Origin of the sequence: Bradyrhizobium iriomotense, from assembly GCF_030160715.1 — a bacterium.
In the GTDB taxonomy this organism is placed as follows: domain Bacteria; phylum Pseudomonadota; class Alphaproteobacteria; order Rhizobiales; family Xanthobacteraceae; genus Bradyrhizobium; species Bradyrhizobium iriomotense.
The window spans coordinates 44169-70811 of record NZ_BSOW01000036.1; the positions used below are offsets into that span (position 1 = coordinate 44169).

Consider the following 26643-nt stretch of genomic DNA (forward strand, 5'->3'; position numbering starts at 1 on the left):
AAAAGTGCGAAGCGGTTTTCCCTCGCGACAAACGCGGAACGCGTTTGCGCGGAGATCATGCTCAAACAACAAGCTAAAGCGCGATGACGATTCATCCCAATCTCATCGTGCTTTAGATGCGCGCTATTCCGCGGCCTGTTCCAGCGGCGCAACGCGCGGCAGGATCATCTGGATGCGTGTGCCGCCGCCGGGCTCGGAGTCGAGATCGAGCCGCCCGCCCAGCCGGTTGGTGACGATGCTGTAGACGATGTGCAGGCCAAGCCCGGTGCCGCCCTGGTCGCGCCGCGTCGTGAAGAACGGATCGAAGGCGCGGCGGCGGACGTCGAGCGACATGCCACAGCCGTTGTCGGAGAAGATGATCTCGACATTGTCCTTGCCGGATTCGCGCACCTGGATATCGATCAGCCCGGGCCGCCCGTCCGGGAAGGCGTGCGCGACGGAGTTGAGGAACAGGTTGGTCAGCACCTGCCCGTACGGGCCGGGATAGCTGTTCATGATCAGGTTGGGCTGACACTCGACGTTGAGCGTCAGGTTGTGCTTGCGCAGGCCGGGCCGCAAGCTCAGCACCACCTGCTCGGTGAGATCGGCGAGATCAAAGGTGCGCTGGTCCGAATAGTTGCGGTCGGCCGCGACCTGCTTGAACGACTGGATCAGCTCGGCCGCACGATTGAGATTGGCGACGAGCTGAGAAGATGCATCGCGGCTGGTGTTGAGGTAGTCGTTGAGCTTCGAGCGGCGCAGCTCGCCGCGCTCGACATCGGCCGAGAACACCGCCGTCTTGCGCTCCAGCGCGGACGCCACCGTCAGGCTGATGCCGACGGGATTGTTGACCTCGTGCGCGACGCCGGCAACCAGCCGCCCGAGCGCCGCCAGCTTCTCCGCCTCGATCAGCGAGGCCTGGGTCTCGCGCAGATTGCGCAGCGCAGTTTCGGCGGCCTCCTTCGCTTTGCGCATCTCCTGTTCGCCGCGCTTGCGCTCGCCGATGTCGAGCGCCACGGTGACGATCCGCTCGATCTCGCCATCGGCATCGAGCAGCGGTAGCTTGTTGACCAGCCACTGCCGCATGTTGCCGGAGGCGTCCTGGTACTCCTCCTCGTAGAATCCGAGACCCTTGCGGAACTTCAGCACCCGCTTGTCGTTCTCGTCGGTCTTGGCCGCGCCATAGCGCGACATCAGGTCGGCCGTGGTGCGACCAAGCGCGTCACCGGGCTCGATGTCGAAGATGCCGGCCATATAGCGGTTCATCAGCACGTAGCGGAGGTCGCGGTCCTTCACGTTGATGACGGCCGGCACGGTGTCGATGACCTGCTGCAACAGCCGCCGGCCTTCGGCGATGGCGTCTTCCGCGCGCTTCTGGTCGGTGATGTCGCGCAGCGTGCCTTCGTAGCGGATGATCTTGCCGTCTTCACCCCGCACCCCGGTTGCGCTGTCGGAGAGCCACAGGATATCGCCGCTGCGCTGGCGCACCTGGTACTCGAACTCGCGCACGATGCCGTCTCGCTCCATCAGCCGCTGATACTCCGCGCGCGCCTCGGGATGGACGTAGATGGTATGGGCGATGTCGTTGATGCTGTCGATGAGGTGTTGCGGGCTGTCATAGCCCATCATCCGCGCCAGCGCCGGATTGGCGTTGAGGAGATCGCCGGCCGGCGTGGTGACGTAAATGCCGTCGACCGAGCCCTCGAACAGCTTGCGATAGCTTTCTTCCGCGAGGCGCTGCTCGGTGAGCGCGCGGACCGCCGCTTCGCGCGCGGTGTCGGCCTCCTCGAGGGCGCGGCGGAACACCTCCGCTGCGCGCGCGATGTCGCCGATCTCGTTGTCGAGATCGGCGGACGGGATGGACGTGTTCTTCTCGCCCGCCGCAAGAGCGCGAATGGATCGCGCAATCTGGGCCAGCGGACGCACCGTCCGTCGCACCACGAACCCGGCAGCGATGATGCCGATCAGCACGCCCATGGTGCCGAGCACGATGCTCTGCCACCTCGCTTCCGCCAGCGTCCGGGCGAAATCGCGCGACAGCACATGCCCGCGCCGCGCGCTGACCTCGCGCAGCAGCTCGGTGACGCGCCCGATCAGGCGTCCCTCGGTGCCCAGCACCTCGCGATCGATATCGGCGATCTGACGCTCACGGACCGCGACCGCGATGATGGCTTCGGCATAATCGTCGACCGCCGATTTCAGCCTGGCATCGGCGATGGTCAGCGTCCGCATGCTCTGCGCCGCCTGCTCGGCAGCGGACGGATTGCGCGCGAGCAGCCCCAGCGCGATATGGCTCTGGGCTTCGGACAGGCGCGAGGCGAGTTCCCGGTCCGCGGTTGCGGCGACGGCGGCGTCGAACTGGTCGCGCAGCGGCGGCAGGCCGGCCAGCAGCTGGGCGCGACGGTCAATTATGGTCGAGATCCGGTCGAGGCCACTGCGATAGGTCGCAAGCCGCTCGGTGACCCCGTCGATCATGTCCTGCTGCTCGGGCGCAAGCTCGATGCGGGTCTTCTTCAGGATGTCGCTCAGCGTCGAGGCGGCTTCGCCAACCTGCTTGAACTGGATGCCGGCGCCGGGATCGGTGACGAAGTCGCGCGCGGTGAGCCGCAAGTCGTTCATGCGACGGTCGATATCCTCGGCGAGGTCGCCCACGCTTTGCAGGCGCTGCAGCTCGGCGAAGGTCGAACCGATGTGGCGGATCGCGATCACGCTCGCAGTCGAGGTGACGATGATCACGGCCAGCACCAGGATGAAGCTGCCGAACGTCAGTTGACCGATAGAAAGCGAAAACGCTCGCTTCGGGTGCGAATTCGGCGTCAGTTCGGCAGGCATTTGGTCAGGACCGGACTCCATACGGCCCCAATATACGACGTATTCCACCCCCGGGGGAACATGCCTCGACCGGCCGGGCGGCCTGGTCTTTACTATACTTTAGCCATCCGCGCGGCGCTTCCCGGGATGGTCATGGCGGCGACGCCGATGACGACCGAGACGAGCCCGATCCATGCCGTCCGGCTCAGGCTCTCGCCGAGGAACGCCACGCTGATAGCGACGCCGATCGGCACGCGCAGATAGGCCTGTGCGGTGGTGCCGACCGAGCCGAGGGTCTGGATCAGGCGGAAATAGATCACGAAGGCCGCCGCGGTCGAGAACACGGCGAGCGCCAGCAGTGCCAGGACGGAACTGGCCGAGGGCGACAGCGTCCAGGGCTGCTCGATGGCAAGCGAGGCCGGGATCAGGACCGCGGCGCCCGCGAGCAGCGAGCCCGCTGCGGGCGCCATCGGATCGAGCCCCCTGAAGCCGCGGCTGAAGATCGCCGCGCAGGCATAGCAGAGCGTCGCCGCGACGATCGCAGCTTCGGCGGCGAGGCCGCGGCCGATGTCATGGAATGCATCGGCGCCGACAATCAGGCAGATCCCGGCCATGCCGGCGATGACGCCGAGCAGTTTTCGCGCCGTGGTGGCTTCGTGCCGGGTCACCAGGGCCGTGAACAGGAAGGTGAAGATCGGTGCGGCCGAGTTAAGGATGGTGGCGAGCGCCGCATCGACATATCGCTCGCCCCAGGCGATCAGGGTCCAGGGGACCACGCTGTTGAGGCAGGCCTGAAACGCGAAGCGGCGCCAGGTCGCAAGATCAGCCGGCATGGCGATGCCGCGCAGGCGCATCACCATCAACAGCAGCGTGCCCGCGATCGCCGTGCGCGCCGCGATCAGCGTGATCGGCGCAATGGTGGCGACGCCGAGCTTGATGAAGGTGTAGGAGCCGCCCCAGAGCGTCGCAAGCAGGAGCAGCAATGCGAGCTCGAAGGTGATCGACGATTCCCGATGTGAGCCGTCCATGGCGCGCGTTCCGTCTCGCTATGAGCAAGACGCAACCTACCGCGCACGCAGCCGATAATACTTCGCTCCGTATCGAAGTGTGTCAGCCGAGGGCGCCGACCTCGAACACCTCGCCGTCATAGCCGGCCTCGCGGGGGATGCGGAGCTGGCGACCCGTTTCAGTCTTGCTCATCACCGGCATCACCGTGACGATGGACATGCCGCGGGCATGGTCGAGAGCGGACGTCACGGTCGGCTGCTTGGCAAGCCGGATCAGGTTGCGCGTGGTCGGAAACGGCAGCTTGAAGCGGCCGCTTTCACCACCCGCCACGGCTTCGCGCGGGGAGATCCAGATCGAGTCCGTCGACTCCCTTCCGTCATGGGCGCCGAGTTGGTCGGGCGGCGCCGCGGCGAGGAAGAACCAGGTGTCGAAGCGCTTCGGCATGCCCTCCGGCGTGATCCAGTGTGCATAGGGTACCAGCGCGTTGAGCGCGAGCTGGAGGCCGTTGTCGGAGAGGATGCTGAGGAAGCTGATCTTGTGCTCGTTGAGCGCGATGCGATGGGCATCCGCGATCGCGCCGGCACGTTTGGCGTCGACCGGCGCGGAAGAGCCCTTCTCGCGCGCCAGCAAGATGCCGCTCTCCTCGAACGTCTCGCGGATCGCCGCGATCCTGAAGCCGAGATCGGATTCGGAGAGCCCCTCGCCGCCCGCGTAAAGCGCAGGCCGCGCGATGATTTCCTTGTCGCCGGCATCGACGCTGCCCCCGGGAAACACCAGCGCGCCCGAGTTGAACTCGATCTGATGGTGACGCACCATCATGAAGACCTCGATCTCCTTCGCTGCTGCGCTGTCGCGCAGCAGGAGGATGGTCGAAGCGGGACGCGTGGCGGCGATCTCGGCCATCGCGTTAACCCGCCGCGCTCGATTGCGGCTGGAGATTGGCGCGCTTGTCGACGCGGGCCACGCGCGACAGCAGATACTCGACCTCGGCCTTCGCTGCCGGCGTGATGGTCGCGCCGGGCTTGCGCTGCGCGCTGGAGGCGATGATGCCACGCTTCTGGAGCACGTATTTGCGCACCGTGAGGCCGACGCCGGGCTGCTGCTCGTAGCGCATGAGAGGCAGATGGGCATCGAACAGATCGTGCGCGGCATCGCGCTTGCCGTCCTTCGACAGGCGAACGACATCGATCAACAGCTCGGGGAAGGCATAGCCGGTCATCGCGCCGTCGGCGCCGCGCTCCATTTCGAAGTCGAGGAACATGCCGCCATTGCCGCAGAGGATCGAGAGCGGGCGCAGCGAGCCGTCCTTCTGGAAATTGCGCAGGGTCGAGATCTTTTCGAGTCCCGGCCAGTCCTCGTGCTTGAGCATCACACAGTTCGGATTGTCCATGACGATCTTGCGGATCACCGCGGGCGTGAACACCACGGAGAGCGTGAGCGGATAATCCTGAAGCACCCACGGCACGTCGGGGCCGATCGCTTCGGCCGCCTGCTTGAAATAGCCGATGATTTGATCATCGGTGCGCAAGCTTGGCGGCGGCGCGATCATCACGCCGGCGGCGCCTGCGTCCATCGAGGCACGCGCCAGCGAACGCATCGTGGCAAAACCCGGCGCGGAGACGCCGACGATCACCTGCATTGTCTTCGCGCGCTTGACGAAGCGGACCGCCACCTGCTCGGCTTCCGCGGCATCGAGCTTCGGCGCCTCGCCGAGGATGCCGAGTACCGTCACGCCCTCGCAGCCGACCTCCGCGTAGAAATCGGTCAGGCGGTCGATCGAGCGCTCGTCGATCCGGCCGTCATCATGGAACGGCGTCGGCGCGATCGCGAAGGTGCCCTTGGCTTCGGCGGTGAGTTTCATTCGTCCTTTATCCTCTCATCAGTCATTCCGGGGCGGTCCGCAGGACCGAACCCGGAGTCTCGAGGTTCCAGGTTCATGCTTGGCATGCCCTGGAACGACTCTCCAAAAATCAAAACCGCCGCGCCGACTTCCTGATCTCCTCCTCGGAGAAGAAGATCTCCTTGGCATGATCTGCGATGTCCTCGGCCTTCCAGCCCGTGTGCGGCGGTTTCCAGCCTTCCATCTCCATCATCCGCATTTCGCGCACGCCGCGGGGCCCGGACACGCCCAGCACCTTGCCGGTCTGGTCGCCCGACAAATCGCTGACCATGTATAGCACGGCCGGCGCGATGCCGTCCGGCCCGAGCGCCGCACCTGGGTTCTCCTTATAGCGGGGCAGGTCTGCGGTCATGCGGGTCAGCGCGCCCGGCGCCAGCGTCCAGATCCGGATGTTGTATTTGCGGCCCTCGATCGCCAGCACGTTGGACAGGCCCCAGATGCCGCCCTTGGCCGCGCCGTAATTGGTCTGGCCGAAATTTCCGATCAGGCCCGAGGTCGAGGAGGTGTTGACGATGACGCCGCCGCCATTTTCCCGCATCCAGCGAAACACCGGCAAGGTACAACAGAAGGTGCCCTTCAGATGCACCTTGATGACCTGGTCCCAATCGGCTTCCGCGGCCTTGGCAAAAGTCTGGTCGCGCAAAATGCCGGCATTGTTGACGAGAATGTCGGCGCGGCCAAAGTGCTTGATGGCGTCGTCGAACACGGACTGGCCGCCTTCCATGGTGGAGATGTCGGCACCGTTGGCGACCGCGCGGCCGCCTTCGGCCTTGATCGCGTCGACCACCTGCTCGGCCATCGACTTGTCAGCGCCTGAGCCATCGCGAGGGCCACCGAGGTCGTTGACGACGACCGCCGCCCCTTCCCGCGCGAACAGTTTTGCGTAGGCCTCACCGAGCCCGCCGCCCGCGCCGGTGATCAGCGCAACCTTGCCGTCGAGTAGTCCCATGATGGCTTCTCCCTGTTCTCGTTTTTCTCGGGTCCCGGCTCAGAGGCGCATTTCTTACGTGCTGCGCCGCGTCCGGGGCACGAGACCTTCCTAACCCAGCACCGTCTTGCCGTTCTTGATCACGGTGACGCCGCGCGATTTCACCTTCGCCTCGAACGAGATCACGTTGCCGTCCTTCCAGAGCTCCATGGTTACGGTCTCGCCGGGATAGACGGGCGATGAGAACCGCGCGATGTGCTGGCGGAAGGCGCTTGGATCGTAGTCGGCATAGGTCTGGAGCACGCCGCGGCAGGTGATGCCGTAGGTGCACATGCCGTGCAGGATCGGTCGCGGAAAGCCGGCTTTCTTGGCGAACTCGGGATCACTGTGCAGAGGGTTGCGGTCGCCGCAGAGGCGATAGACCAGCGCCTGGTCGGGACGCGTGGAGATGTCGATCGTCCTGTCGGGCTCGCGCGACGGAATCTTGTGGGGATCGGGCTGCGTCAGGTTCGGCCCGCCGAAGCCGCCGTCGCCGCGGGCAAAGCGCGAGGCGACGAGGGTAGCGAGCTTCTCGCCCTTCTCGTTCTTGAGAACCGTCTGGTGGCTGATCACGACGCCCTTGTCCTTGCCCTTGTCGTAGACCTCGAGCACCGAGGAGTCGGCGGTGATGTGAGCCGCGGCCGGCAATGGCTGGTGGAAAGTGATGTCGCGCTCTCCGTCGACCACCATGACGCGATTCAGATTCATCTCGCCCGGCCCCGAACCCCAGGCCGCGACGGAGGCGAACGTCGGCACCACCTTGAGCGGCCGCGGCGTCAGCGTGCCCTCGTTGACGAAGGCGAGTTCCTTCTCGTCCATGGGATCGCCGCCGAGCCCGATGCCATAGGCATAGAGCATCACCTCGCGATCGCTGTAGGCGTATTTCTGCCCGAGGTTTTTCAGGCCTTTGAGTTCTTCATATCTGGCCGACATTATCGCATTCCTCCAGAGATCCTTTCCGCGAGCGACGTCGCCAGTTGTTGTGCCCTCTCCCCTTGTGGGAGAGGGCTGCGCTCTCGTCGCAACAAACTCATTGGGGTGAGGGGTTCGCTCCGCAGCGAAAGTCTCTCCATGGAGAGAACCCCTCATCCGGCGCTTCGCGCCACCTTCTCCCACGAGGGGAGAAGGAACAAAGACCTACACCGGCGTAAAGAACGGCAGCGGCGCGCCGTCGGTGGACTTCCACACCACCTTCACCCTCTGGCCGATCTTCAGCGTCGTCAGATCGCAATCGACGAAGTTGGTCTGGAGCGACGGACCTTCCTTCAGCGTGACGTAGCCGATCGCATAAGGTCCGGTCGGCGACTTCCGCATCAGGCTGTAGGTGTAGATCGTGCCCTCACCCGAAGACTCCTCCCACACCGTCTTGTCGGAGAAGCAGAACGGACAGATCGCGCGCGGAAAGTAATGTGCTTCGCCACACGCCGTGCAGCGCTTGATCATGAACTTGCCCTGCTTCGCGGCGTCCCAGAACGGCGCCGTCTCCGCGCTCGTCACCGGTGCCGGATATTTCTTTGCATCACCCATCACACGCGCTCCAGAATGGCCGTCGAGGCGGCATGGCGGACGCCCAACAATCCGCCGGTGCCGTGGGCGATGGCGAGATCGCAATTCCTGACCTGCACCTTCGGATGCGCCTCGCCTCGCAACTGCCTGACGGCTTCGATGATCTTGGTCATACCACCGCGGTTGACGGGATGGTTGCTGCACAGGCCGCCGCCATCGGTGTTGAAAGGCAGCTTGCCGACGCCCGAGATCAGATTGCCGTCGGCGACGAATTTTCCGCCCTCGCCCTTCTTGCAGAAGCCGAGGTCCTCGAGCTGCATCAGCACCGTGATGGTGAAGCTGTCGTAGATCGAGGCATACTTGATATCCTTCGGCGTGATGCCCGCTTCTTCGAAGGCACGAGGGCCGGACCACACGCCTGCGGAGTAGGTGAGGTCGAGATCCTTGCCGCCGCGCGGCCCCTTCATCGCCTCGCCATGGCCGATCAGGCGCACCTGCGGCTTCTTCAGGCTCTTGGCAATCTCCGGCGTCGTCACGATCAGCGCGCCGCCGCCGTCGGAGACGACGCAGCAGTCCATCCGATGCAGGGGATCGGAGATCATCGGCGAATTCAGGACGTCCTCGACGGTGACGACGTCCTTCAGCATCGCGTGCGGATTGTATTGCGCGTGATGGGAGGCCGCGACCTTGATCCAGGCGAGCTGCTCGCTCGTGGTGCCATAGTCGTGCATGTGGCGCATGGCACACATGCCATAGGCATTGTGGGTGGTCGCGCCGTATGCGGCCTCGAAATCGAGCTCGGCACCGGCCGCCCGTGGCGGCATCACCCCGGTGCGCGGCTTGCCCGCGAGCGTGATCAGCGCGATCGAGCATTTGCCCGCGGCGATCGCTTCTGCCGCATGGCCGAGATGGATGATGTAGGAACAGCCGCCGGTCTCGGTGGAATCGACGTGGCTCAGCTTCTTCGTATTTAGGCCGAGATAATCGACCATCGGCCAGGCGCCGCCCGGCGCATCGCCCGCGCAGAAATAGCCGTCGACGTCGTCCTTGCTCAGCCCGGCATCCTCGATCGCCCCCTTGGCGACCTCGGCGTGGAGCTGCGCGGTGGATTTGTCCGGCGCATGCCGGGTCGGGTGCTCATAAATCCCGGCAATGTAGGCCTTGCCCTTGATGGTCAAGTGGAGTCTCCGCTGACGTTTCTTCTGTCGGTTTTTCTGACGCGCCGGGCCAGTATTGGCAAGCGCGGAAATATTCCGTCGGGCGAGCGGGCAGCGGCTTGGCGCAAGTGGGCAGATGTCTCGTGTCCCGGACGCGCTGCAACGCTCTAGCGTTGCTGCGCAGAGCCGGGACCCATGCCGCCGCGCGCATCGTTGCGAAATCGGCCCCGGCTCTGCAGCGCACCGCTAAGAGGCGCTGCGCTGCGTCCGGGGCAAGAGAGATTAGCCAAGATCATAAAGGTGATTTGCCCGACGGCACAAGCTATTTTCTATTTTTTCGAAATCAACCCCATGCAAAGGAGCAGCGCGGGGCGCACAAGGCATCCGAGAAATGCGCCCAGCAGGCAAAGGGCGGCAATTTCGTTGTTCCACCTGAATCCGGCATGGGCCACCGCGCGAACCATCAGGAAGTAGATCGCGAGGACAAGCCCGCCTGCGAACAAGACTCTTTCCCAAAAAAGCTTGGTCGGCGAGCAGATCACTCCGCACACGAAACCGAGCGACACTTCGCCCCAGTGGAGCCCCAGCCACTCGCTCATCAAGCGACCACCCTATTCCGCCGCGATCTGCCTTGGCGCGGGCGGCGGGCTTGCGAGGTCGGCGGCGAGCTGGGCATAGCGGGCTTTCGCGGCCTGCACCGCCTTGTCCTTGACCGGGCCGTAGCCGCGGATGCGGTCGGGCAGCGACAACAGCTCCACTGCGGTGTCATGGGTGACCGGCGACAACAGGCCGAGCACGGTGGCGACGTCCTTTTCGTAGCCGTTGATCAGGTCGCGCTCGAGCTTGCGGTCGGCCGAGTAGCCAAAAATGTCCAGCGGGGTGCCGCGCAGGAAGCGGAATCTTGCGAGCCAGCGGAAGACGCCGAGCATCCACGGGCCGAAGGCGCGCTTCTTGGGGCGGCCCTGTGCATCGACGCCACTGCTGAGGATCGGCGGCGCGAGGTTGAAGCTGAACTTGAAGTCGCCTTCGAACTGGTCGCGGAGCTGCTGCTCGAACTGGCCGTCGGTAAAGAGCCGCGCGACCTCGTACTCGTCCTTGTAGGCCAGCAGCTTGGCGTAGTTGATCGCCACAGCGCGCGGGAGCGCATCGCCATGGCCGCCCTTCACCGCGGCGTCGCGGACCCGGTCGACCAGCTTGCGATAGCGCTTGGCAAGGCGGCCGTTCTGGTAGGCGGTGAGATGCTTGGAGCGATGCTCGATGATCTCATCCAGCGTCATTGCCTCAAGGCTCTTCGGCGCGACCACATCGTCCTGGCCCTTCAGCATGTCGGCGAGCCGCTTGGGATCGGCGACCGCAAGACGGCCGAGGCGGAAGGCTTCCTTGTTCATCTTGATCGAGACGCCGTTGACCTCGATCGCCTGCTCGATCGCCTCGGCGCCAACCGGCAAGAGGCCCTTCTGATAGGCATAGCCCATCATCATCATGTTGGTGGCGATCGCATCGCCAAGGAGCTGCTCGGCTGGCTTGGTGAAGTCGAAGAAGGTGGAGTCCTCGTGCAGAGCGGTTTCCAGCACCGCGTTCAGCTTGCGGGTCTGGAAGTTGAAGTCGCGGTTGAGGATGAAATCGGCGGTGGGAATGACGTGGCTGTTGATGATGCCGCGGGTGCGGCTGGAATCGCAGAGCGAGATCGTGTCCTTGGCGACCGCGACGACCTCGTCCGCGGCGAGCACGAGATCGGCCGTGCCCGTGACGATGCGCGAGCACGTCACCTCCGCCGGATGATCCGACAGGCGGACGTGGCTCAGCACCGCCCCGCCCTTTTGCGCGAGGCCCGACATGTCGAGGATCATCGAGGCCTTGCCCTCGATATGGGCGGCCATGCCAAGCAGCGCGCCGATCGTGAGCACACCGGTGCCGCCGACGCCACCGACGGCGATGTTGTAGGGCTTGTCCAGCGAGGGCTTCGACGCGGGCTCCGGCAGCTCGCCGATATCAGCAAGCTCCGCCGGCGCACGATGGCGCGGCGCGCCGCCGTCGATGGTGACGAAGGACGGACAGAAGCCCTTCAAGCAGGAATAGTCCTTGTTGCAGGAGGACTGGTTGATGGTGCGCTTGCGACCGAACTCGGTCTCCAGCGGCTCGACCGAGATGCAGTTCGACTGCACCGAGCAGTCGCCGCAGCCCTCGCAGACCGCCGGGTTGATCATCACGCGGCGCGCCGGATCCTCCATCAGGCCGCGCTTGCGGCGGCGACGCTTTTCGGCGGCGCAGGTCTGCACGAAGACGATCGCGGACGTGCCCTTGTACTCGCGGCACATCTTCATGACGTTCTCGAGCTCGTCGCGATGATACTTCTTCACGCCGGGCGCAATGGTATCTGCGGGATAGGCGTCGGGATTTTCCGAGACGAGATAGAGCTCGCGGATGCCTTCGGCATGGAGCTGGAAGGTGATCTGCTGCGGCGAGAGGTCGCCGTCATGGCGCTGGCCACCGGTCATCGCCACCGCGTCGTTGTAGAGGATCTTGTAGGTGATGTTGGCCTTGGAGGCGATCGCCTGCCGGATCGCCAGAATGCCGGAATGGAAATAGGTGCCGTCGCCGAGGTTCGCGAAAATGTGGTTCTCGTTGGTGAAAGGCGCGATGCCGACCCACGGCACGCCCTCGCCGCCCATATGCGTAAAAGTCTCGGTCGAGCGATCCATCCACAGCGCCATGAAGTGGCAGCCGATGCCGGCAAGCGCGCGGCTGCCTTCGGGGACCTTCGTGGATGTGTTGTGGGGGCAGCCGGAGCAGAAGTACGGGGTGCGGGAGACGGGCGCGGTCGCCTGCATCTGGGTGGCCTGACGGCCGTTGAACCAGTCGGCCTTGGCGCGGAGCATCTCGGCGATTTCAGGGTTGAGATTAAGTCGAAGGAGTCGTTCGGTGATCGAGCTTGCAAGCGAGGCGACACTGAGCTCGGCGGCGAAGGTGAGGAAGCGCTTGTCGTGGTCGTCCATCTTGCCGATGATGCGCGGGCGGACGTCGTCGCGCCAGTTGAACAGCTCCTGCTTGACCTGGTTCTCGACGATCTCGCGGCGTTCCTCGATGATGAAGATCTCCTCGAGGCCGACCGCGAACTGTCGCACGCCCTCCGGCTCCAGCGGCCAGGGCATGCCGATCTTGTAGAGGCGAAGCCCGATCTTGGCCGCGACCTCCTCGGTGATGCCGAGCTCGCGCAGCGCTTGCCGCACGTCCTCGTAGCTCTTGCCCGACGCCATGATGCCGTAGCGGGCGTTCGGCGAATCCATCGTGACGCGGTTGACCTTGTTGGCGCGGGCGAAAGCGATCGCCGCATAGCCCTTGTAGTCCTGGAGGCGCCGGTCCTGCTCGAAGCGATCGTCGGGCCAGCGCAGGTTGAGGCCGCCGGGCGGCAGCTCGAAATCGGCGGGAATGATGAAGGGCTTCATCTCGTCGGTGAGATCGATCTCGGCGGTGGTCTCCACCGTCTCCGTAATCACCTTCATGCCGACCCAGCAGCCCGAGTAGCGCGACATCGCGATACCCAGGAGACCCATCTCGATCATCTCGTGGATGCTGGATGGATAGAGGTAAGGCATCAGCGCCGAGATGAAGGCGTGGTCGGACTGATGCGGGACGGTCGAGGACTTTGCGCCGTGGTCGTCGCCGGCAAGACAGAGCACGCCGCCGTTCTTGGCCGAGCCCGCGGCATTGCCGTGCCGGAAGACGTCGCCGCAGCGGTCGACGCCGGGGCCCTTGCCGTACCAGATGCCGACCACGCCGTCGTACTTGGCGCCGGGCGAGAGATTGAGCTGCTGCGAGCCCCAGATCGCGGTGGCGGCGAGATCCTCGTTCACACCGGGCTGGAACTTGATGTTGTACTGTTCGAGGTGCTTGCGGGCGGCGAAAAGCTGCTGGTCGTAGCCGCCGAGCGGCGAGCCGCGGTAGCCGGAGATGAAGCCTGCGGTGTTCAGCCCTGCGGCGCGGTCGCGCCGGATCTGGGCCATGGGCAGGCGGACCAGCGCCTGGATGCCGGTGGTGAACACGTGTCCGGTGGATTGGGTGTATTTCTGATCGAGACTGATCGGACCCTGGTTGATACCCATTTTTGTCCTCTTCGCCCTCTTAAGTCGTTGGCGTGCCCGTTGTTTTTAGCTAGGGCGCCCCGGGTGCCCGCGCCACTCTATGTCGGAATTTTAAGCCTCCGCATCACAAATCTGGTCCAGAGCGGGGCACCGGCGAAAATCGCAATTTCGTGGCGGCAAATCGGCCCGCCCTTTTCAATTTGTGTCAGCATACCCGGGGCGTCGCGAAACGACGTAACGCGTCTATAATGCGCCCCATGGCGATTGGTCGCAGGGGGAGGCTGGGAATGCGGACGATTCTGGCATCTCTGGTGTCGGGGCTCGCGTTGTGCAGTGCAGTTGCAGCAACCGCCAGCGAGCCGTCGCCGGAGGCGATCGCCCACGGCAAGGCGCTGGTGGAAGCCGGCGACTGCGCAAGCTGCCACACCGCCGATCCCGCAAAGCCGTTCGCGGGCGGCAAACGCATCGATACGCCCTTTGGAGGCATCTATGCGCCGAACCTGACGCCGGACCGCGACACTGGCATCGGCGGCTGGACGGACGCCGATTTCACCCGCGCGCTGCGCTTCGGCGTGGCGCCGGATGGCTCCTATTATTATCCGGCGTTCCCCTACCCCTACTTCACCAAAATGACCAAGGACGACACCCTGGCGATCCGCGCGTATCTTGCGACGCAGACACCGGTTGCGAACCGCGTCAAGCCGCCAGAGCTGCGCTGGCCATTTCGCTATCGATCCCTGATGCGCGCTTGGAACTGGCTGTTCTTCAAGCCCGGCCTGTTCGAGCCCGACCAGTTCAAGACGACGGCCTGGAATCGCGGGGGCTATCTCGTCACGGGGCTTGGCCATTGCGGGGCCTGCCATTCGCCGAAGAACTATTTTGGCGCCGACAAGCGCGAGCTGGCATTCTCCGGCAACGAGGTCGGCGGCTGGTTCGCACCAAGGCTCGATAGCGCCGCGCGCAGCGGGCTGAAATCTTGGAGCGTGGACGACATCGCCGAATATCTGCAAAGCGGCCGCAATGCCAAGAGCCACGCCGACGGGCTGATGGCCGAGGTCATCGTCAACTCGACCTCGAAGATGAGCGATGCCGACGTGCGCGCCATCGCAGTCTATCTGAAGGGGCTGCCGCCGGGACCGAACGAGGCCGCGACGACGCCGCCATCGGAAAGCGAGATGAAGGCGGGCCAGGCCGTCTATGCGCGCTTCTGCATCGCCTGCCATGAAGCCGACGGCTCCGGTGCGCCGCGCATCTATCCGCCACTGCCGGGCAATGCGCTGCTGCAATCGGACAATCCGTCCTCCACGCTCCGCGTCATCCTCGACGGCGCGCACACCGTGACGACGCCGCGCGCACCGAACACCGGCGAGATGCCGGCCTATGCCAAGCAATTGTCGGACGAGCAGATCGCAGCGGTGACGAACTACATCCGCAACTCCTGGGGCAATGCCGCGTCGCTGGTCACGGCCGCGCAGGTCGGGAAGGCACGGAGCCAGGGGCCGTAGTCAATCCTCGTCGCCCGTGAACACGAACTTCGGCATCTCCCATTTGTAGCGGACGGCGAGCAGGCGGAAGCTGATGCCGAGCACGAAGGTGAGAATGGTCCAGAGCTCGTCGTTGATCTTCAGCCCGAACGCGGTGGCATAGAACAGGCCCGTCACTACCGAGACGCTGGCGTAGAGCTCGGAGCGAAACAGCAGCGGCACGTCGTTGCAGAGGACATCGCGCAACACGCCGCCGGCGCAGCCCGTCACCATGCCGGAGACGATCACGATGGGAAGCGATGCATTCATCTGCCAGGCGACGTCGCAGCCGGCCATGGTGAAGACCACGAGCCCGATCGCGTCGAGCACGATGAAGGCGAGCTTGAGCCGATGCACGAGGCGCGCGATCAGAATCGTGATGAAGGCGGCACCGCCGCTCAGCACGAGATAAACGGGGTGCTGCACCCAGGCGAGCGGATAATGGCCGAGGAAGAGATCGCGCAGCGTGCCGCCGCCGAGCGCCGTGATGCAGCCGAGAAAGCAGACGCCGAGCCAGTCCATGCTGCGCCGGCCCGCGGCCAGCGCCGCCGTCATTCCCTGCGCCGCGACCGCGACGAGGGAAAGGAAATTCAGCACGCTGTCGCTTGGTGGCAGGCTCCACATCGCTTGTCATCCCGTTTCGAGAGCGGAACTTACGTCGCAAGTTCCAGGATGAACAAGGTTTCATCCGACGTGAACAGGTTCCCGATTCCCGCGCGCGCGGCAACATCCGACGAAAGCATGAGATCCCCCGGAACCGAACTTCGCATGCCCGGGTTGTCTCGTCAGTCCATTCGAGGAGATCAAGCGATGGCCGACGAGCGTTTTCCGAATGACCCCTATCGCCCCATCGGCGAGGATGAGTATCTGCGCGCGGCGCGGCGGGATGCCGACCTTCAGGCAGACCCCGAGCTCGGCGAAGGCCCCGCCTCCAGCGGCAAGATCGCGCTGTTTGCGGTCGCGATCGCGCTGGTGCTCGGCGCAGTGTTCTACGGCTTGAACAATACCAGCGTGAACCAGGCCACGACCGAGCCGCCAGCAAAGACCGCGCAGACGACGCCTGCCAATCCGGCCGCGCCTCCGGGCATGCGCGACGTGACGCCGCGCAACAACGCCTCCCCGGGCGTGACCACGGGTGCGGCGCCAAGCCAGCCGGCTTCGCCAGCTCCGGCTGCGCCGTCTGACGGCGGCAAGGCGCAGTAACGCTCCTGAAATACGAAAGCGGCGGGACGATAGTGTCCCGCCGCTTTTGTCATGCGTCAGCTGAACATCTTGTTCAGCTCGCCGCCGGGATAGCCGCTCCCAAGCTCGGCGAAAGTGCCCTTCTCCGCCATCTCTTTCGCCGCGCGCATGAAACCGCCCCAGGCGGCGCGGGCGAGCGAGCCGCCGACGCTGATCCGGCGCACGCCGAGATCGGCAGCCTCTTGCAGGGACAGGCCGGGTGCGCCGATCAGGAGATTGAACGGCTTTGGATGCACCGCCTTCACGACGGCTGCGATGTCCTCGCGCGTCTTCAGGCCCGGCGCGTAAAGGCAATCGGCACCGGCATCGGCGTAAGCCGCGAGCCGGTCGATGACAAGCTTGAGGTCGCTCACGCCCCATAAGTAGGCCTCGCAGCGACCGACCAGCAGCGTGCCACTATCACCGATCGCCTTGCGCGCCGCCTTGATGCGCTCGACCGCGAGCGCGCGATCATAGAGCGGCTTGTCCTTGTCGCCGGTGGAATCCTCGATCGACAGCCCGGCAACGCCGGTCCGCACACCGCGTTCGACATTTTCCGCGACCTTGTCCGGCTCGACCGCGAAGCCGCCCTCGAAATCCGCATTCACGGGGATGTCGACCGCCGAGCACAATGCTGCCAGATGCTGACAGACATCGTCGACGGTGACGCGGTTGTCGGCGCGCCCGATGGTCCAGGCAAAGCCGGCGCTCGATGAGGCGATCGCCTTGAAGCCGAGATGCTGCAAGGCCTTGGCACTGCCGACGTCGAACGGATTGGGCAGGATGAAGCAGCCGCTTTCGTGCATCTTGCGAAATGTCGCGCGCTTGTCCGCGGTCGTGACGTGCATGTTTCTTCTCCCTTGTTGGTCGCGCAGACATGGGGATGCGAGCAGGTTCGCGCTAGTGCGCGTCGTGCACGGCGCGGCTGTCCTTCGGCGCCTCGTCGCGATCGGTCATGCCGTAGTCGCGGACGACGCTGGCGATGCGCAGGCGATAATCGGCAAAGAAGTTTCCGCGGCCTTTGGCCTGCGCGCGGCGATGCTCCATCGTCTTGCGCCAGGCCTCCACGGCGGCCTCATCCCGCCAGAACGACACCGACAGGATCTTGCCCGTCTCGGTCAGGCTCTCGAATCGCTCGACCGAGATGAAGCCATCGATGGTTTGCAGGATCGGCTTCAGATCGGCCGCGAGATCGAAATAGTGCTGCCGGTGCTCCGGCTTCGGCCAGACCTCGAAGATCACGGCGATCATGGGCGCCTCCCTTGTTGTTGTTTGCGCCTACAATACCACCTTGCGCAGGAACGTCCGCTCCTCGGCGAGAATAAACCTGTTCTCCTCGGCGGAGTGGAAGTTCGCCATCCCCTCGGCGTCCTGGCGCAGCCGCGTGCGATAGGCCTCGTACGCCGCCAGGCTTTCGAAGGAGATCAGCGCAAACGCAATGTTGTTGGTTCCCTCGTGCGGCATGAAGTAGCCGATCAGATCGCCACCGCATTTCGGGATGATGGTGAGCCAGCGCTTCGAATATTCCTCGAACTGCGCGCGCTTGAAGGGATCGAGCTGGTAGCGGATGAAGACGGTGATGGACATGGTTTGCTCCGGTGTTTCCCGTCATTGCGAGGAGCGAAGCGACGAAGCAATCCAGACCGTCGCCGCGGAAGCAGTTTGGATTGCTTCGCTTCGCTCGCAATGACGTGTTTGCGGCTGCAAGCCTACGCCCTTGCTCGACCACAATGCTTCGGCTATCATCGAAGCATGAAAGCAGGACCTGACATCGCCATGGTCGCTTCGCTCGTCGGCGACCCCGCCCGCGCCAATATGCTGACAGCGCTGATGAACGGCCGCGCGCTCACCGCGAGCGAGCTTGCGCAGGAGGCCGGGATCACGCCGCAGACCGCGAGCTCGCATCTTTCAAAGCTCGAGGCCGGCGGGCTGATCGAGCCGGAGAAGCAGGGCCGCCATCGCTACTACCGCCTCACCGATCCCGATGTCGCGGGCGTGCTCGAAGGCCTCGCAGGGCTTGCCGCCCGCGCCGGCCACATGCGCGTGCGCACCGGGCCGAAGGATCCGGCGCTGCGGCGGGCGCGGATCTGCTACGACCATCTCGCCGGCGATCTCGGCGTGCAGATGCTCGACAGCCTGCGCGAGCGGCGCCTGGTGAAGCAGAAGAAGCAGGACATCGAGCTCACGGTCGAGGGCGAACGCTTCCTCGCAAGGCATTTGCAGATCTCGCCCGACATGCTCACCCATCCGCGCCGACCGGTCTGCAAAGCGTGCCTCGACTGGAGCGAGCGGCGGCATCACCTCGCCGGCACGCTGGGCGCGGCCATGATGAAGCGCTTCACCGAATTGAAATGGGCGGCGCGCGATGCTACGCCCGGCAGCCGCGTGGTGAATTTCACCCGCGCCGGCGAGAAGCAGTTTGCCGCGCTGTTCGGCAGCGGGCACGAGTAGTTACACAATCGCGTGTGAACGAAGGCTTCCGTCATGGCCGGGCTTGACCCGGCCATCCGCGCGTTTATTGCGGCTCGCACTGTGGATGCCCGGAACATCTGTGCGAAGAGCTGCTTCGTGCTTGCGCCAGGGCATAACGGAGACTGTGTCTCGCAGCTTCAGTTCCAATCAGAGCCTTCAATGACCCGCATCCTCCCGGCCGCGCTCGCGGCCGCCCTCCTCGCCTTTCCGCTCACCTCCGCTAGCGCCACCGAGCCCGCACCGCGCGAGCCCTACGGCATCGGCCTCGAGGGCCTTGCCTATCCTTACCCCGTGAGCCTGCTGCCGCTGGTCAACGACGGCGAAGAGCTTCGCATGGCCCATATGGACGTCGCGCCTCAGCAGCCGAACGGCCGCACCGTCGTGCTGCTCCACGGCAGGAATTTTCCGTCGAGCTATTGGGCGCCCGTGATCAAGATGCTGAGCGAGGCCGGCTTCCGCGTCGTGGTGCCCGATCAGATCGGCTTCGGCAAATCGTCCAAGCCGCTCGGAGAGCTGCATTTCGATACGCTGGCGCGCAACACCATCGCGCTGCTCGATCATCTCAAGATCGACAAGGCCGAGATCGTCGCCCATTCCATGGGCGGCATGTTAGGGGTACGCATCGCGCGGGCCTATCCGGAACGCGTGTCGCATCTGGTGCTGACCGTGCCGATCGGGCTTGAAGACTACCGCCTTTATGTGCCGCCGGTGCCGACCGAAAAGATCATCGAGACCGAGGACAGGCTCACGGCCGAGGGCTATCGCAAGCAGCTCCAGACCAACTACGCGATCAAGCTGCCGCCTGAAGCGATCACGCCGTTCATCGACGCACGTTTCAACCTCAAGGGCAGCCCCGACTATCCGCGCTGGTTGCGCGCCTTCGTCAGCTCGGGCCAGATGATCTATCGCGAGCCGGTGGCGCACGAGATCCCGCTCATTACGCAACCAACGTTGTTCATCATGGGGGCCGACGACCACAACGCGCCGGGCCGACCGAATGCGCCGGAGGCGCTGCGGCCGAAGATGGGGCAGAATGCCGATCTCGCCAAAGCGCTCGCTGCAAAGATGCCGAATGCGCGGGCAGAGATCATTCCCGACACTGGCCACCTCGTCTTTCTCGAGGCGCCCGAGAGATATCGCGACCTGGTGCTCGACTTTCTCGGCCGCTAAAAGCCTTTATGTCGCTTCAAACAGCATGAACAGCGGTGTTCATGCCGTATTCAGGTCACGATTGCCAATTTGGATCGCGCCGCTTCGGCATGTCGCCAAAATTTAACACGCCGAATCGTACCTTTTGATTCATTGTGCGCCGCAAGGGCGTGACCCAAGGACCAGAGAGGGAGCTCATATGAAATATCTTCTTGCCGCCGTCTTGCTCGCCGGCGCTGTTGCAGGTTTCAGCGAGGCAGCCAGCGCTGCCGGCGGTTGCGGACCGGGGTGGTATCGCGGCCCCTATGGCGGCTGCCGTCCGATGGGCGGTCCGGTCGTGGTCGCCCCCGCCGCGCCGGTCGTGGTCGTCGCTCCCCGTCCGCGCGTCTGTCCGTGGGGCTTCCGCTGGTGGGCTGGCCGCTGCCGCCCGGTCTGATCTGATTTTGCACAGCAGCGTGGCCGCGCACTCCAGTGCGCGGCCATCTTCTTTTTTGAGCGCCCGCCGTTTTCACGGGCAAGAAAGGGGATCGCCACCGCGATCCCCTTTCTTGATTCGACTTGTTGCTTGCAGCACACCCTACCAATGACGCCAGTGCCGGCGGTGCCAGCGGTGCCGCCAGCCCCAGTGGCGATGGCGGTGATGCCAACCCCAATGCCGGCGGCGCCAGCCCCAATGACGGTGGTGGTGCCAGCCCCAGTGATGACCGCCGCCGTGCCAGCGAACCTGCTCGGGCTTGAGCTGCCCGGCCTCCTCGCTGCTGGTGACTGCGGGATGGACCTCGGGATTGCCGCGCGGCAGGTTGGCCGGGCCTTCGATGGGTTGTGGCGCCAGCGGCGCGGCCTGCGCGGCCGCCGTCAATGCAGCGGCACCAGCTGCAGCACCGAATGCGAGTTTCAAAAAGTCCCGGCGCTCCATGATGTCTTCCTCTTCAATCAGCGTTGAATGATGCGAAGGAAGTGTCGCGCCGAGGAAATGAACTCAGGCTGAACCTTGCATTCAGGTAGATTGCGCAAAACTGACAAGCATGCACGCGGTCAGAATGACACAACGGCCGTCATACTTTGTCCAAAGAAGGGATCGAACATTTCGAACAAGATGGGGGCGCGCGGGGTCGTCCAGCATGGATCAAACCCAGCAGACCAGAGGAGACAGCCATGGCAACACAGGTAAAGCCGGTTCCCGAGGGCTACCACACCATCACGCCCTATCTCGTCGTCGACGGCGCGGAGAAGATCATCCGCTTCATGAAAGAGGCTTTCGGTGCCCAACCGGTCTTCGAGCCGCTGATGCGCCCCGACGGCAAGGTCGGACATGCGGAGTTCAAAATCGGAAACTCAATCGTGATGATTTCGGACGCCTCGGAGCGCGCACAAGCCACCTCCACGATGCTGTATCTCTACGTGCCCAATGTCGATGCGGTCTATCAGAAGGCGATCAAGGCTGGCGGCACGTCATTGATGGAGCCATCGGATCAGTTCTATGGCGACCGCAGCGGCGGCGTGACGGATCCGGCCGGCAACCGCTGGCACATCGGCACCCACATCGAGGACGTATCGCCGGCTGAGCTGAAGAAGCGCGCGGCCGCGGCCATGAAGCAGCAAAACAAGGCGGCGTAGGCCTCGAAGGGCGGATTGGCGCTAGCGTCAATCGCCAATCGGTCAGTCGCAGAAGCGGCGGGTTACGGCTTCGCCTAACCCGCCTGATACGCCGGGTCGTTGCCGGCCTTCAGTTCTGTGAACGCGTAAACGGGACAAAGCGCACCAGGGCGACGGCGCGCGTCGTCGTCTTGCCAGGAGCGATTTTTTCGACGACCGTGAGCTGCTGGGTGCTGTAACCGGGTCCCACCGGCATGACGAGTCGGCCACCTACTTTAAGCTGCTCAATCAGCGGCGGCGGTAACTCCCCGAGCGCGGCAGTCACGACGACTGCGTCAAAAGGACCACATTCGGGCCAGCCATCGTAGCCATCGCCAAGCCTGACGCTCACGTTGTCATACGCAAGGTCTCTTAAGGTTTTCGCGGCGGTCTCGGCCAATTGCGGAATGATCTCGATGGTGCAGACCTTTCGAGCCAGGCGCGCAAGGATGGCGGCCTGGTAGCCGGAACCCGTACCCACTTCGAGCACGGTGTGATCGGGCGCGACCTCGGCCAACTGGGTCATCAAGGCCACGATGTACGGCTGCGATATGGTCTGGCCGAGGCCGATCGGTACCGGTGTATCCGCGTATGCGACGGAGCAAGTTCGCTCAGGGATGAACAGATGGCGTTTCGTTTGCGCCATGACCTCAAGGACCCCCTCCGACACGCCCTGCTGTCCCAAAACACCGGCGGCGGACCGGGCGTAGGCCCGGATGGTCTCGACCATGGCGGCGCGTTCGCGGACGCATTGTGCGTCCTGTGCCGTCGCCTCCCACGCGACGACACCCATGGCGAACACGAGCAGCGGCAAGACCTTCATGATCGTGCGCTCTCCAGGAGGGACACAATTCACGTCGACCGCTTGAGCGCTACCCTGCGCGTCAGATCCGACCTCGCCCCGCAAGCGAGGCGAGGTTTGCTTAAGCTCAGGTGCCCTCGAACTTGAACGACACGTTGAGTTTGGCGCGATAGGCCTCTACTTTTCCCTTGGCATCCAGCTGCATATCGAGCTTGACGATCTCTGCGACGCGAAGGTCCCGAAGAGATCTCGCGGCTTGCTCGACCGCGTTGGCAGCGGCCTTTTCCCAGGAGTCGCTGCTGGTACCGACCAGTTCTATGACCTTGTAGACGCTCTCAGGCATGTCGTCCTCCCGTTCGTTATGAAGCAGGAAGCAGGTGCTCCCTGCTGCGCACGAACCTAGCACGATATCGCGGCTGAAAGGACGTGCATGTCGCAGGGCTGGCAACCCAAGCCATTTGGCGGCGCTATCGCTGCCCGCTATCGAAATAGCGCCGCAGCGGCGCCACCGTGAGCCGCTAGCCCGTATTCCTGACCGCTTCAGCCAGCATGGCGTAAAGCTGGCGCTTGCTGAATTCCTTGGGCTGCTTGTCTGTTGTCTTCCGCGAGACCTTCTTTGCCACCGGCTGGGCACAGGCCACCAACAACGCCGGCTCTTGCTTCCGGACCGGCCTTATCTTGGGTTTTGCCGTTGGCGGTTTGTGGCCACGCTTCAGGCCCAAGCGGGTCAGCATGCCGCAGACGGCGTTACGGCTACACCCGAGACGGCGCGCGATCTGTGCGGCACTCTGTCCCTGGACCCAGAGCTTCTTGAGCAGCGCTACGTCTTTCGCATCCCAACTCATGGGAGACATTGTACGCCAACTGCCATCCACTTTTCTAGTCTTCGTCCGGCTCGCGTACGACCGCCGGTTCGTCGTCGTCCTCCTCTTCTTCCTCATCGTCATCGTCATCGTCATCGTCTTCGTCATCAGGATCCCGGGGCGGCATCGCGCTGACCGTGATCACAAAGCGGCTCCGATCCATCAAGCCGGTGGAAACTTCTTCGGGGATGTTCTGCTTCATGCTGTTGCTCCTCGGGTCTGGAGCTTGAGAGCGCCGGTGGTTAACGTGCCGGGCGTCTCACGATCGTGGGTTCGACGAGAGTGTCGATGCAGGCCCGTCACTTCGGCTGCATCCAGCCACTACAGCTTATAGCCGATCTTTCGCAGCAGGTCTTTCCGCCACGCAATGTCTGCGTCAGTCTCGACGCCGAGCGGCGAGGCGCCATCGACCACGCCGAGGACACCGCGGCCCTGCTCCGTTTGCGCGACGATCACCTCGGTCGGGTTGGCTGTCGCACAGTAGATGCGGCAGACCTCCGGCACGGCGCGCACCGCGGCCAGCACGTTGACGGGGAAAAAGCCGTCGCCGAGGAAGATCAGGAAGGTGTGGCCGGCGCCGATGGCCAATGCGTTGTCGCGCGCCAGCGCAAGTGAGGCTTCGTCGTTGCCCGACCAGCGCACCAGCCGCTTGCCGGAGGCCTCGCAGAAGGCCAGCCCGAAGCGGATACCCGGGACGGCGCCCACCAGCGCTTCGTGGAGGTCTTCCACGGTCTTGATGAAATGCGACTGGCCGAAGATGAAGTTGGCGGCGTCCGGCTTGATGATGGGCACCACGGTGAGTTCCATGGCTGCGCTCCCTCAAGGTAGACACGCAAATCATGGTAGGCCAATGGACGACGATTGCAAGCCGCCAAAGGCGGCCGGCTCCGCGCTGGCGAAGCCGGGACAGTGACGAGCGAGTTGCCATGGGGCTAGACCCACCCTCCCCGCGCCATGATGGCCGCGCACAGCACGATGATGACGATGGCGGCAAGCTCGCCATGGATGATCGCCGTCACCAGCCTTTTCCGCTTCGCGTCGATCACCGGCACCTGCCCCGCCTTCAGCGCCGCATTCCACGACAGGAACTCGCGCGTCGGGACGATCGACAGCAGCCCGATGATGATGAAGAGCGCGAATTTGGTCAGGAAGGCATGGCTGTGAAAATAGTAATCCCAGCCTTTCTCGAAGAAGAATACGCGGAGCAGCCCGATGATGAATAGCGCGCCTGCGGCAATGCCGAGCACCAGATCGGTGACCTGGAGCCGCCGCGCGATGGCGGCCGTGATCTCCTGCCGGATCAGCGTGAACTCGATCGCGACGGCCGAAACCAGCGTGAAGGCGCAGAGGTGATGGAGGAAGGCGAAAAGCGTGGACATGGCAGGATTTCCCGGAGAGAGCTCGTAGGGCAGATCAGCGAAGCGTAATCCACCAACGCATGCATCAAACGAAATGGTGGGTTACGCTACGCTAACCCACCCTGCGAAGCGCATCACATCAGCTTCATTGGCGCATCAGCAACCATGCGAAGGTCGATCCTGCTGATCAGTTGGGATCGAAGCGCCTCCGCGGCGCTGATGGCGGCATCGGTCTGTCGCAACGTGCTGACATTCGATCCAAGCGAGACGATTCCGCCCAGCACCAAGGCGATCGATCCAAGCGCTGTGATCTGACCGGATCCCAGCAGGCCGAGGATCGTGAGAAGCAGCAACGCAACGCCGCCAGCGATCGCGATCTTCGAAGCCAGAATGAACTTCCGGCATCGCTCGGCGATCTCGGCCAGCGCCTCGATCCGCGCTTCGATGTCTGAGATCTCGTCGGTCGGATCGTCTTCGGTCATTGCAATCAAGATCAAACCGTAGGGTGGGTTAGCGTAGCGTAACCCACCAAAGCTTTGACACGCGGTTGGTTTGCAGGTGGGTTACGGCTTCGCCTAACCCACCCTACGCTTTCCCCTACAACGGCAAATTGTCGTGCTTCTTCGCCGGCATCTCGACCTTCTTGTCCCTGAGCATCGCCAGCGCCCGCGCGATCCGCCGCCGCGTCGAGTGCGGCATGATCACGTCGTCAATGTAGCCGCGCTCCGCTGCGATGAACGGCGACAGGAAGCGGTCCTCGTATTCCTTCGTGCGCGCAGCGATCTTGTCGGGGTCGCCGATGTCACTGCGGAAAATGATCTCGACCGCGCCCTTGGCGCCCATCACGGCGATCTGGGCGGTCGGCCAGGCGTAGTTCATGTCGGCGCCGATCTCCTTGGACGCCATGACGTCGAAGGCGCCGCCATAGGCCTTGCGGGTGATGATCGTCACCAGCGGCACTGTGCACTGCGAGTATGCGAACAGCAGTTTTGCGCCGTGCTTGATCAGGCCGCCATATTCCTGCGCGGTGCCCGGCAGGAAGCCCGGCACGTCGACGAAGGTGACGATCGGGATGTTGAAGGCGTCGCAGAAGCGGACGAAGCGCGCGGCTTTCCGTGACGCGTCGCTGTCGAGCACACCGGCCAGCACCATCGGCTGGTTGGCGACGAAGCCGACGGTGCGGCCCGCGATGCGGCCGAAACCGGTGATGATGTTCCTGGCAAAGGCCTCCGAGATCTCGAAGAAGTCGCCCTCGTCCACGACCTTCAGCACCAGCTCCTTCATGTCGTAGGGCTTGTTCGGATTGTCGGGGATCAGCGTGTCCAGGGACATGTCGATGCGCTCGATGGAATCGAAGCTCGGCCATTCCGGCACGCCGTCGGCGTTGTTCGACGGCAGGAAGTCGATCAGGCGGCGCATCTGCAAGATCGCCTCGACGTCGTTCTCGAACGCGCCGTCGGAGATCGAGGAGCGCGTGGTGTGCACGGAGGCGCCGCCGAGCTCTTCGGCGGTGACGACCTCGTTGGTGACGGTCTTCACCACGTCGGGGCCGGTGACGAACATGTAGCTGGTGTTCCTCACCATGAAGATGAAGTCGGTCATGGCAGGTGAATAGACGTCGCCGCCGGCGCAGGGGCCCATGATGACGGAGATCTGCGGGATCACGCCGGAGGCGATGACGTTGCGGCGGAAGACGTAGGAATAGCCCGCGAGCGCCGCAACGCCCTCCTGGATGCGCGCCCCGCCGGCGTCATAGAGGCCAATGATCGGCGCCCTCGCCTTCATCGCCATGTCCTGGAGCTTCGTGATCTTCAGCGCGTGCGTTTCCGACAGCGAGCCGCCGAACACGGTGAAATCCTTGGCGAACACGAAGGTCTTGCGGCCATTGACGGTGCCCCAGCCGGTCACAACGCCATCGCCCGGCACCTTGTTTTTCTCCATGCCGAACTCGATGGAGCGGTGCTCGACGAACATGTCGAACTCCTCGAACGATCCCTTGTCGAGCAAGAGCTCGATACGCTCACGCGCGGTCAGCTTGCCGCGGGCGTGCTGCGCTTCGATGCGCTTTTCCCCGCCGCCGAGCTTGGCGCCGGCGCGACGTTCTTCGAGGGCGTCCAGGATGTGTTTCATTTGCTCCCGCCAGTTCTTAAGGTGCGATTGGCGGCGGTTCTAACACGGCATTTTGCGGACCGGGAAGCGGCTTTGCGCAT

Annotated in this window: 29 protein-coding genes; 6 read left to right on the forward strand and 23 right to left on the reverse strand. The window is 64.1% G+C overall.

The window, feature by feature from the left end:
* Nucleotides 1–123: 123 nt before the first annotated feature.
* The 10 genes from QQL28_RS36980 to QQL28_RS37025 all read right to left on the reverse strand — a co-directional run bounded on the left by QQL28_RS36980 (nt 124) and on the right by QQL28_RS37025 (nt 13431).
* A complete protein-coding gene (locus QQL28_RS36980) occupies nt 124–2811 on the reverse strand; it encodes a PAS domain-containing protein (protein ID WP_284273649.1) in 2688 nt (895 codons plus the stop codon).
* Between the two features lie 92 nt (nt 2812–2903).
* Nucleotides 2904–3818, reverse strand: a complete 915-nt coding sequence (locus QQL28_RS36985; RefSeq protein ID WP_284273650.1) for a DMT family transporter — start codon at nt 3816–3818, stop codon at nt 2904–2906.
* 82 nt (nt 3819–3900) lie between these two features.
* Nucleotides 3901–4701, reverse strand: coding sequence for an NUDIX hydrolase (locus QQL28_RS36990; protein ID WP_284273651.1), 801 nt, complete (start codon nt 4699–4701; stop codon nt 3901–3903).
* Between the two features lie 4 nt (nt 4702–4705).
* The gene (locus QQL28_RS36995; protein ID WP_284273652.1) at nt 4706–5659 is read right to left on the reverse strand and encodes a dihydrodipicolinate synthase family protein; all 954 of its coding nucleotides are present in this window, start codon (nt 5657–5659) and stop codon (nt 4706–4708) included.
* A 109-nt stretch (nt 5660–5768) separates the two neighbouring features.
* Nucleotides 5769–6647: an SDR family oxidoreductase gene (locus QQL28_RS37000; protein WP_284273653.1), complete on the reverse strand. Its 879-nt coding sequence runs from the start codon at nt 6645–6647 to the stop codon at nt 5769–5771.
* 90 nt (nt 6648–6737) lie between these two features.
* Entirely contained in the window at nt 6738–7598 is an 861-nt protein-coding gene (locus QQL28_RS37005) for a MaoC family dehydratase (protein WP_284273654.1), read from the reverse strand.
* Nucleotides 7599–7802: 204 nt separating this feature from the next.
* Nucleotides 7803–8192: a Zn-ribbon domain-containing OB-fold protein gene (locus QQL28_RS37010; protein ID WP_284273655.1), complete on the reverse strand. Its 390-nt coding sequence runs from the start codon at nt 8190–8192 to the stop codon at nt 7803–7805.
* Nucleotides 8192–9349 (reverse strand): thiolase domain-containing protein, encoded by a 1158-nt coding sequence (locus tag QQL28_RS37015; RefSeq protein WP_284273656.1) that lies wholly within the window; start codon nt 9347–9349, stop codon nt 8192–8194. Before QQL28_RS37015 ends, QQL28_RS37010 begins: the two co-directional genes overlap by 1 nt.
* Nucleotides 9350–9657: 308 nt before the next feature.
* Nucleotides 9658–9927, reverse strand: a complete 270-nt coding sequence (locus tag QQL28_RS37020) for a hypothetical protein (RefSeq protein WP_284273657.1) — start codon at nt 9925–9927, stop codon at nt 9658–9660.
* A 12-nt stretch (nt 9928–9939) separates the two neighbouring features.
* Nucleotides 9940–13431, reverse strand: coding sequence for an indolepyruvate ferredoxin oxidoreductase family protein (locus tag QQL28_RS37025; RefSeq protein ID WP_284273658.1), 3492 nt, complete (start codon nt 13429–13431; stop codon nt 9940–9942).
* A gap of 266 nt (nt 13432–13697) precedes the next feature.
* Here QQL28_RS37025 and QQL28_RS37030 point away from each other — a divergent pair, with 266 nt between their 5' ends.
* Nucleotides 13698–14915 carry a c-type cytochrome gene (locus QQL28_RS37030; RefSeq protein ID WP_284273659.1) on the forward strand — a complete coding sequence of 406 codons (1218 nt, stop codon included), beginning with the start codon at nt 13698–13700 and terminating at the stop codon, nt 14913–14915.
* Here QQL28_RS37030 and QQL28_RS37035 read toward each other — a convergent pair whose 3' ends face one another.
* Complete coding sequence (locus QQL28_RS37035) at nt 14916–15557, reverse strand: trimeric intracellular cation channel family protein (protein ID WP_284273660.1); 642 nt, start codon at nt 15555–15557, stop codon at nt 14916–14918.
* 186 nt (nt 15558–15743) lie between these two features.
* Here QQL28_RS37035 and QQL28_RS37040 point away from each other — a divergent pair, with 186 nt between their 5' ends.
* The gene (locus QQL28_RS37040; protein ID WP_284273661.1) at nt 15744–16136 is read left to right on the forward strand and encodes a hypothetical protein; all 393 of its coding nucleotides are present in this window, start codon (nt 15744–15746) and stop codon (nt 16134–16136) included.
* A gap of 56 nt (nt 16137–16192) precedes the next feature.
* Here QQL28_RS37040 and QQL28_RS37045 read toward each other — a convergent pair whose 3' ends face one another.
* From QQL28_RS37045 to QQL28_RS37055, 3 genes are read right to left on the reverse strand one after another with little or no spacing between them, the layout of a single operon-like run.
* Nucleotides 16193–17002 carry an isocitrate lyase/PEP mutase family protein gene (locus tag QQL28_RS37045; RefSeq protein ID WP_284273662.1) on the reverse strand — a complete coding sequence of 270 codons (810 nt, stop codon included), beginning with the start codon at nt 17000–17002 and terminating at the stop codon, nt 16193–16195.
* Between the two features lie 52 nt (nt 17003–17054).
* Nucleotides 17055–17405: an antibiotic biosynthesis monooxygenase family protein gene (locus QQL28_RS37050; protein WP_284273663.1), complete on the reverse strand. Its 351-nt coding sequence runs from the start codon at nt 17403–17405 to the stop codon at nt 17055–17057.
* Nucleotides 17406–17432: 27 nt separating this feature from the next.
* A complete protein-coding gene (locus QQL28_RS37055) occupies nt 17433–17741 on the reverse strand; it encodes an NIPSNAP family protein (RefSeq protein WP_284273664.1) in 309 nt (102 codons plus the stop codon).
* Between the two features lie 165 nt (nt 17742–17906).
* Between QQL28_RS37055 and QQL28_RS37060 the strand changes: the two genes are divergently transcribed.
* The 3 genes from QQL28_RS37060 (at nt 17907) to QQL28_RS37070 (ending at nt 20211) form a co-directional block, all read left to right on the forward strand.
* On the forward strand, nt 17907–18605 hold the full coding sequence (locus QQL28_RS37060) for an ArsR/SmtB family transcription factor (protein ID WP_284273665.1): 699 nt from the start codon (nt 17907–17909) through the stop codon (nt 18603–18605).
* A gap of 180 nt (nt 18606–18785) precedes the next feature.
* Nucleotides 18786–19796, forward strand: coding sequence for an alpha/beta fold hydrolase (locus QQL28_RS37065; protein ID WP_284273666.1), 1011 nt, complete (start codon nt 18786–18788; stop codon nt 19794–19796).
* Between the two features lie 178 nt (nt 19797–19974).
* Nucleotides 19975–20211 carry a GCG_CRPN prefix-to-repeats domain-containing protein gene (locus QQL28_RS37070; RefSeq protein ID WP_284273667.1) on the forward strand — a complete coding sequence of 79 codons (237 nt, stop codon included), beginning with the start codon at nt 19975–19977 and terminating at the stop codon, nt 20209–20211.
* A gap of 141 nt (nt 20212–20352) precedes the next feature.
* Here QQL28_RS37070 and QQL28_RS37075 read toward each other — a convergent pair whose 3' ends face one another.
* Nucleotides 20353–20691 carry a twin-arginine translocation signal domain-containing protein gene (locus tag QQL28_RS37075; protein ID WP_284273668.1) on the reverse strand — a complete coding sequence of 113 codons (339 nt, stop codon included), beginning with the start codon at nt 20689–20691 and terminating at the stop codon, nt 20353–20355.
* A 239-nt stretch (nt 20692–20930) separates the two neighbouring features.
* On the opposite strand from QQL28_RS37075, the gene QQL28_RS37080 reads away from it, so the two are divergent.
* Nucleotides 20931–21392, forward strand: a complete 462-nt coding sequence (locus QQL28_RS37080) for a VOC family protein (RefSeq protein ID WP_284273669.1) — start codon at nt 20931–20933, stop codon at nt 21390–21392.
* A 109-nt stretch (nt 21393–21501) separates the two neighbouring features.
* Here the strand turns inward: QQL28_RS37080 and QQL28_RS37085 are convergent, their stop codons facing one another.
* The 8 genes from QQL28_RS37085 to QQL28_RS37120 all read right to left on the reverse strand — a co-directional run bounded on the left by QQL28_RS37085 (nt 21502) and on the right by QQL28_RS37120 (nt 26563).
* Nucleotides 21502–22233 carry a protein-L-isoaspartate(D-aspartate) O-methyltransferase gene (locus QQL28_RS37085; protein ID WP_284273670.1) on the reverse strand — a complete coding sequence of 244 codons (732 nt, stop codon included), beginning with the start codon at nt 22231–22233 and terminating at the stop codon, nt 21502–21504.
* A gap of 106 nt (nt 22234–22339) precedes the next feature.
* Nucleotides 22340–22555 (reverse strand): dodecin family protein, encoded by a 216-nt coding sequence (locus tag QQL28_RS37090; RefSeq protein ID WP_284273671.1) that lies wholly within the window; start codon nt 22553–22555, stop codon nt 22340–22342.
* Between the two features lie 175 nt (nt 22556–22730).
* The gene (locus QQL28_RS37095) at nt 22731–23057 is read right to left on the reverse strand and encodes a GcrA family cell cycle regulator (RefSeq protein WP_284273672.1); all 327 of its coding nucleotides are present in this window, start codon (nt 23055–23057) and stop codon (nt 22731–22733) included.
* Nucleotides 23058–23091: 34 nt separating this feature from the next.
* Nucleotides 23092–23277 carry a hypothetical protein gene (locus tag QQL28_RS37100; protein ID WP_284273673.1) on the reverse strand — a complete coding sequence of 62 codons (186 nt, stop codon included), beginning with the start codon at nt 23275–23277 and terminating at the stop codon, nt 23092–23094.
* Between the two features lie 119 nt (nt 23278–23396).
* The gene (locus QQL28_RS37105) at nt 23397–23882 is read right to left on the reverse strand and encodes an adenosine-specific kinase (protein ID WP_284273674.1); all 486 of its coding nucleotides are present in this window, start codon (nt 23880–23882) and stop codon (nt 23397–23399) included.
* Between the two features lie 125 nt (nt 23883–24007).
* Nucleotides 24008–24454, reverse strand: a complete 447-nt coding sequence (locus QQL28_RS37110) for a DUF2214 family protein (RefSeq protein ID WP_284273675.1) — start codon at nt 24452–24454, stop codon at nt 24008–24010.
* Nucleotides 24455–24567: 113 nt separating this feature from the next.
* Entirely contained in the window at nt 24568–24915 is a 348-nt protein-coding gene (locus QQL28_RS37115; RefSeq protein WP_284273676.1) for a hypothetical protein, read from the reverse strand.
* Between the two features lie 115 nt (nt 24916–25030).
* The gene (locus QQL28_RS37120; protein ID WP_284273677.1) at nt 25031–26563 is read right to left on the reverse strand and encodes an acyl-CoA carboxylase subunit beta; all 1533 of its coding nucleotides are present in this window, start codon (nt 26561–26563) and stop codon (nt 25031–25033) included.
* Between the last annotated feature and the right edge of the window lie 80 nt (nt 26564–26643).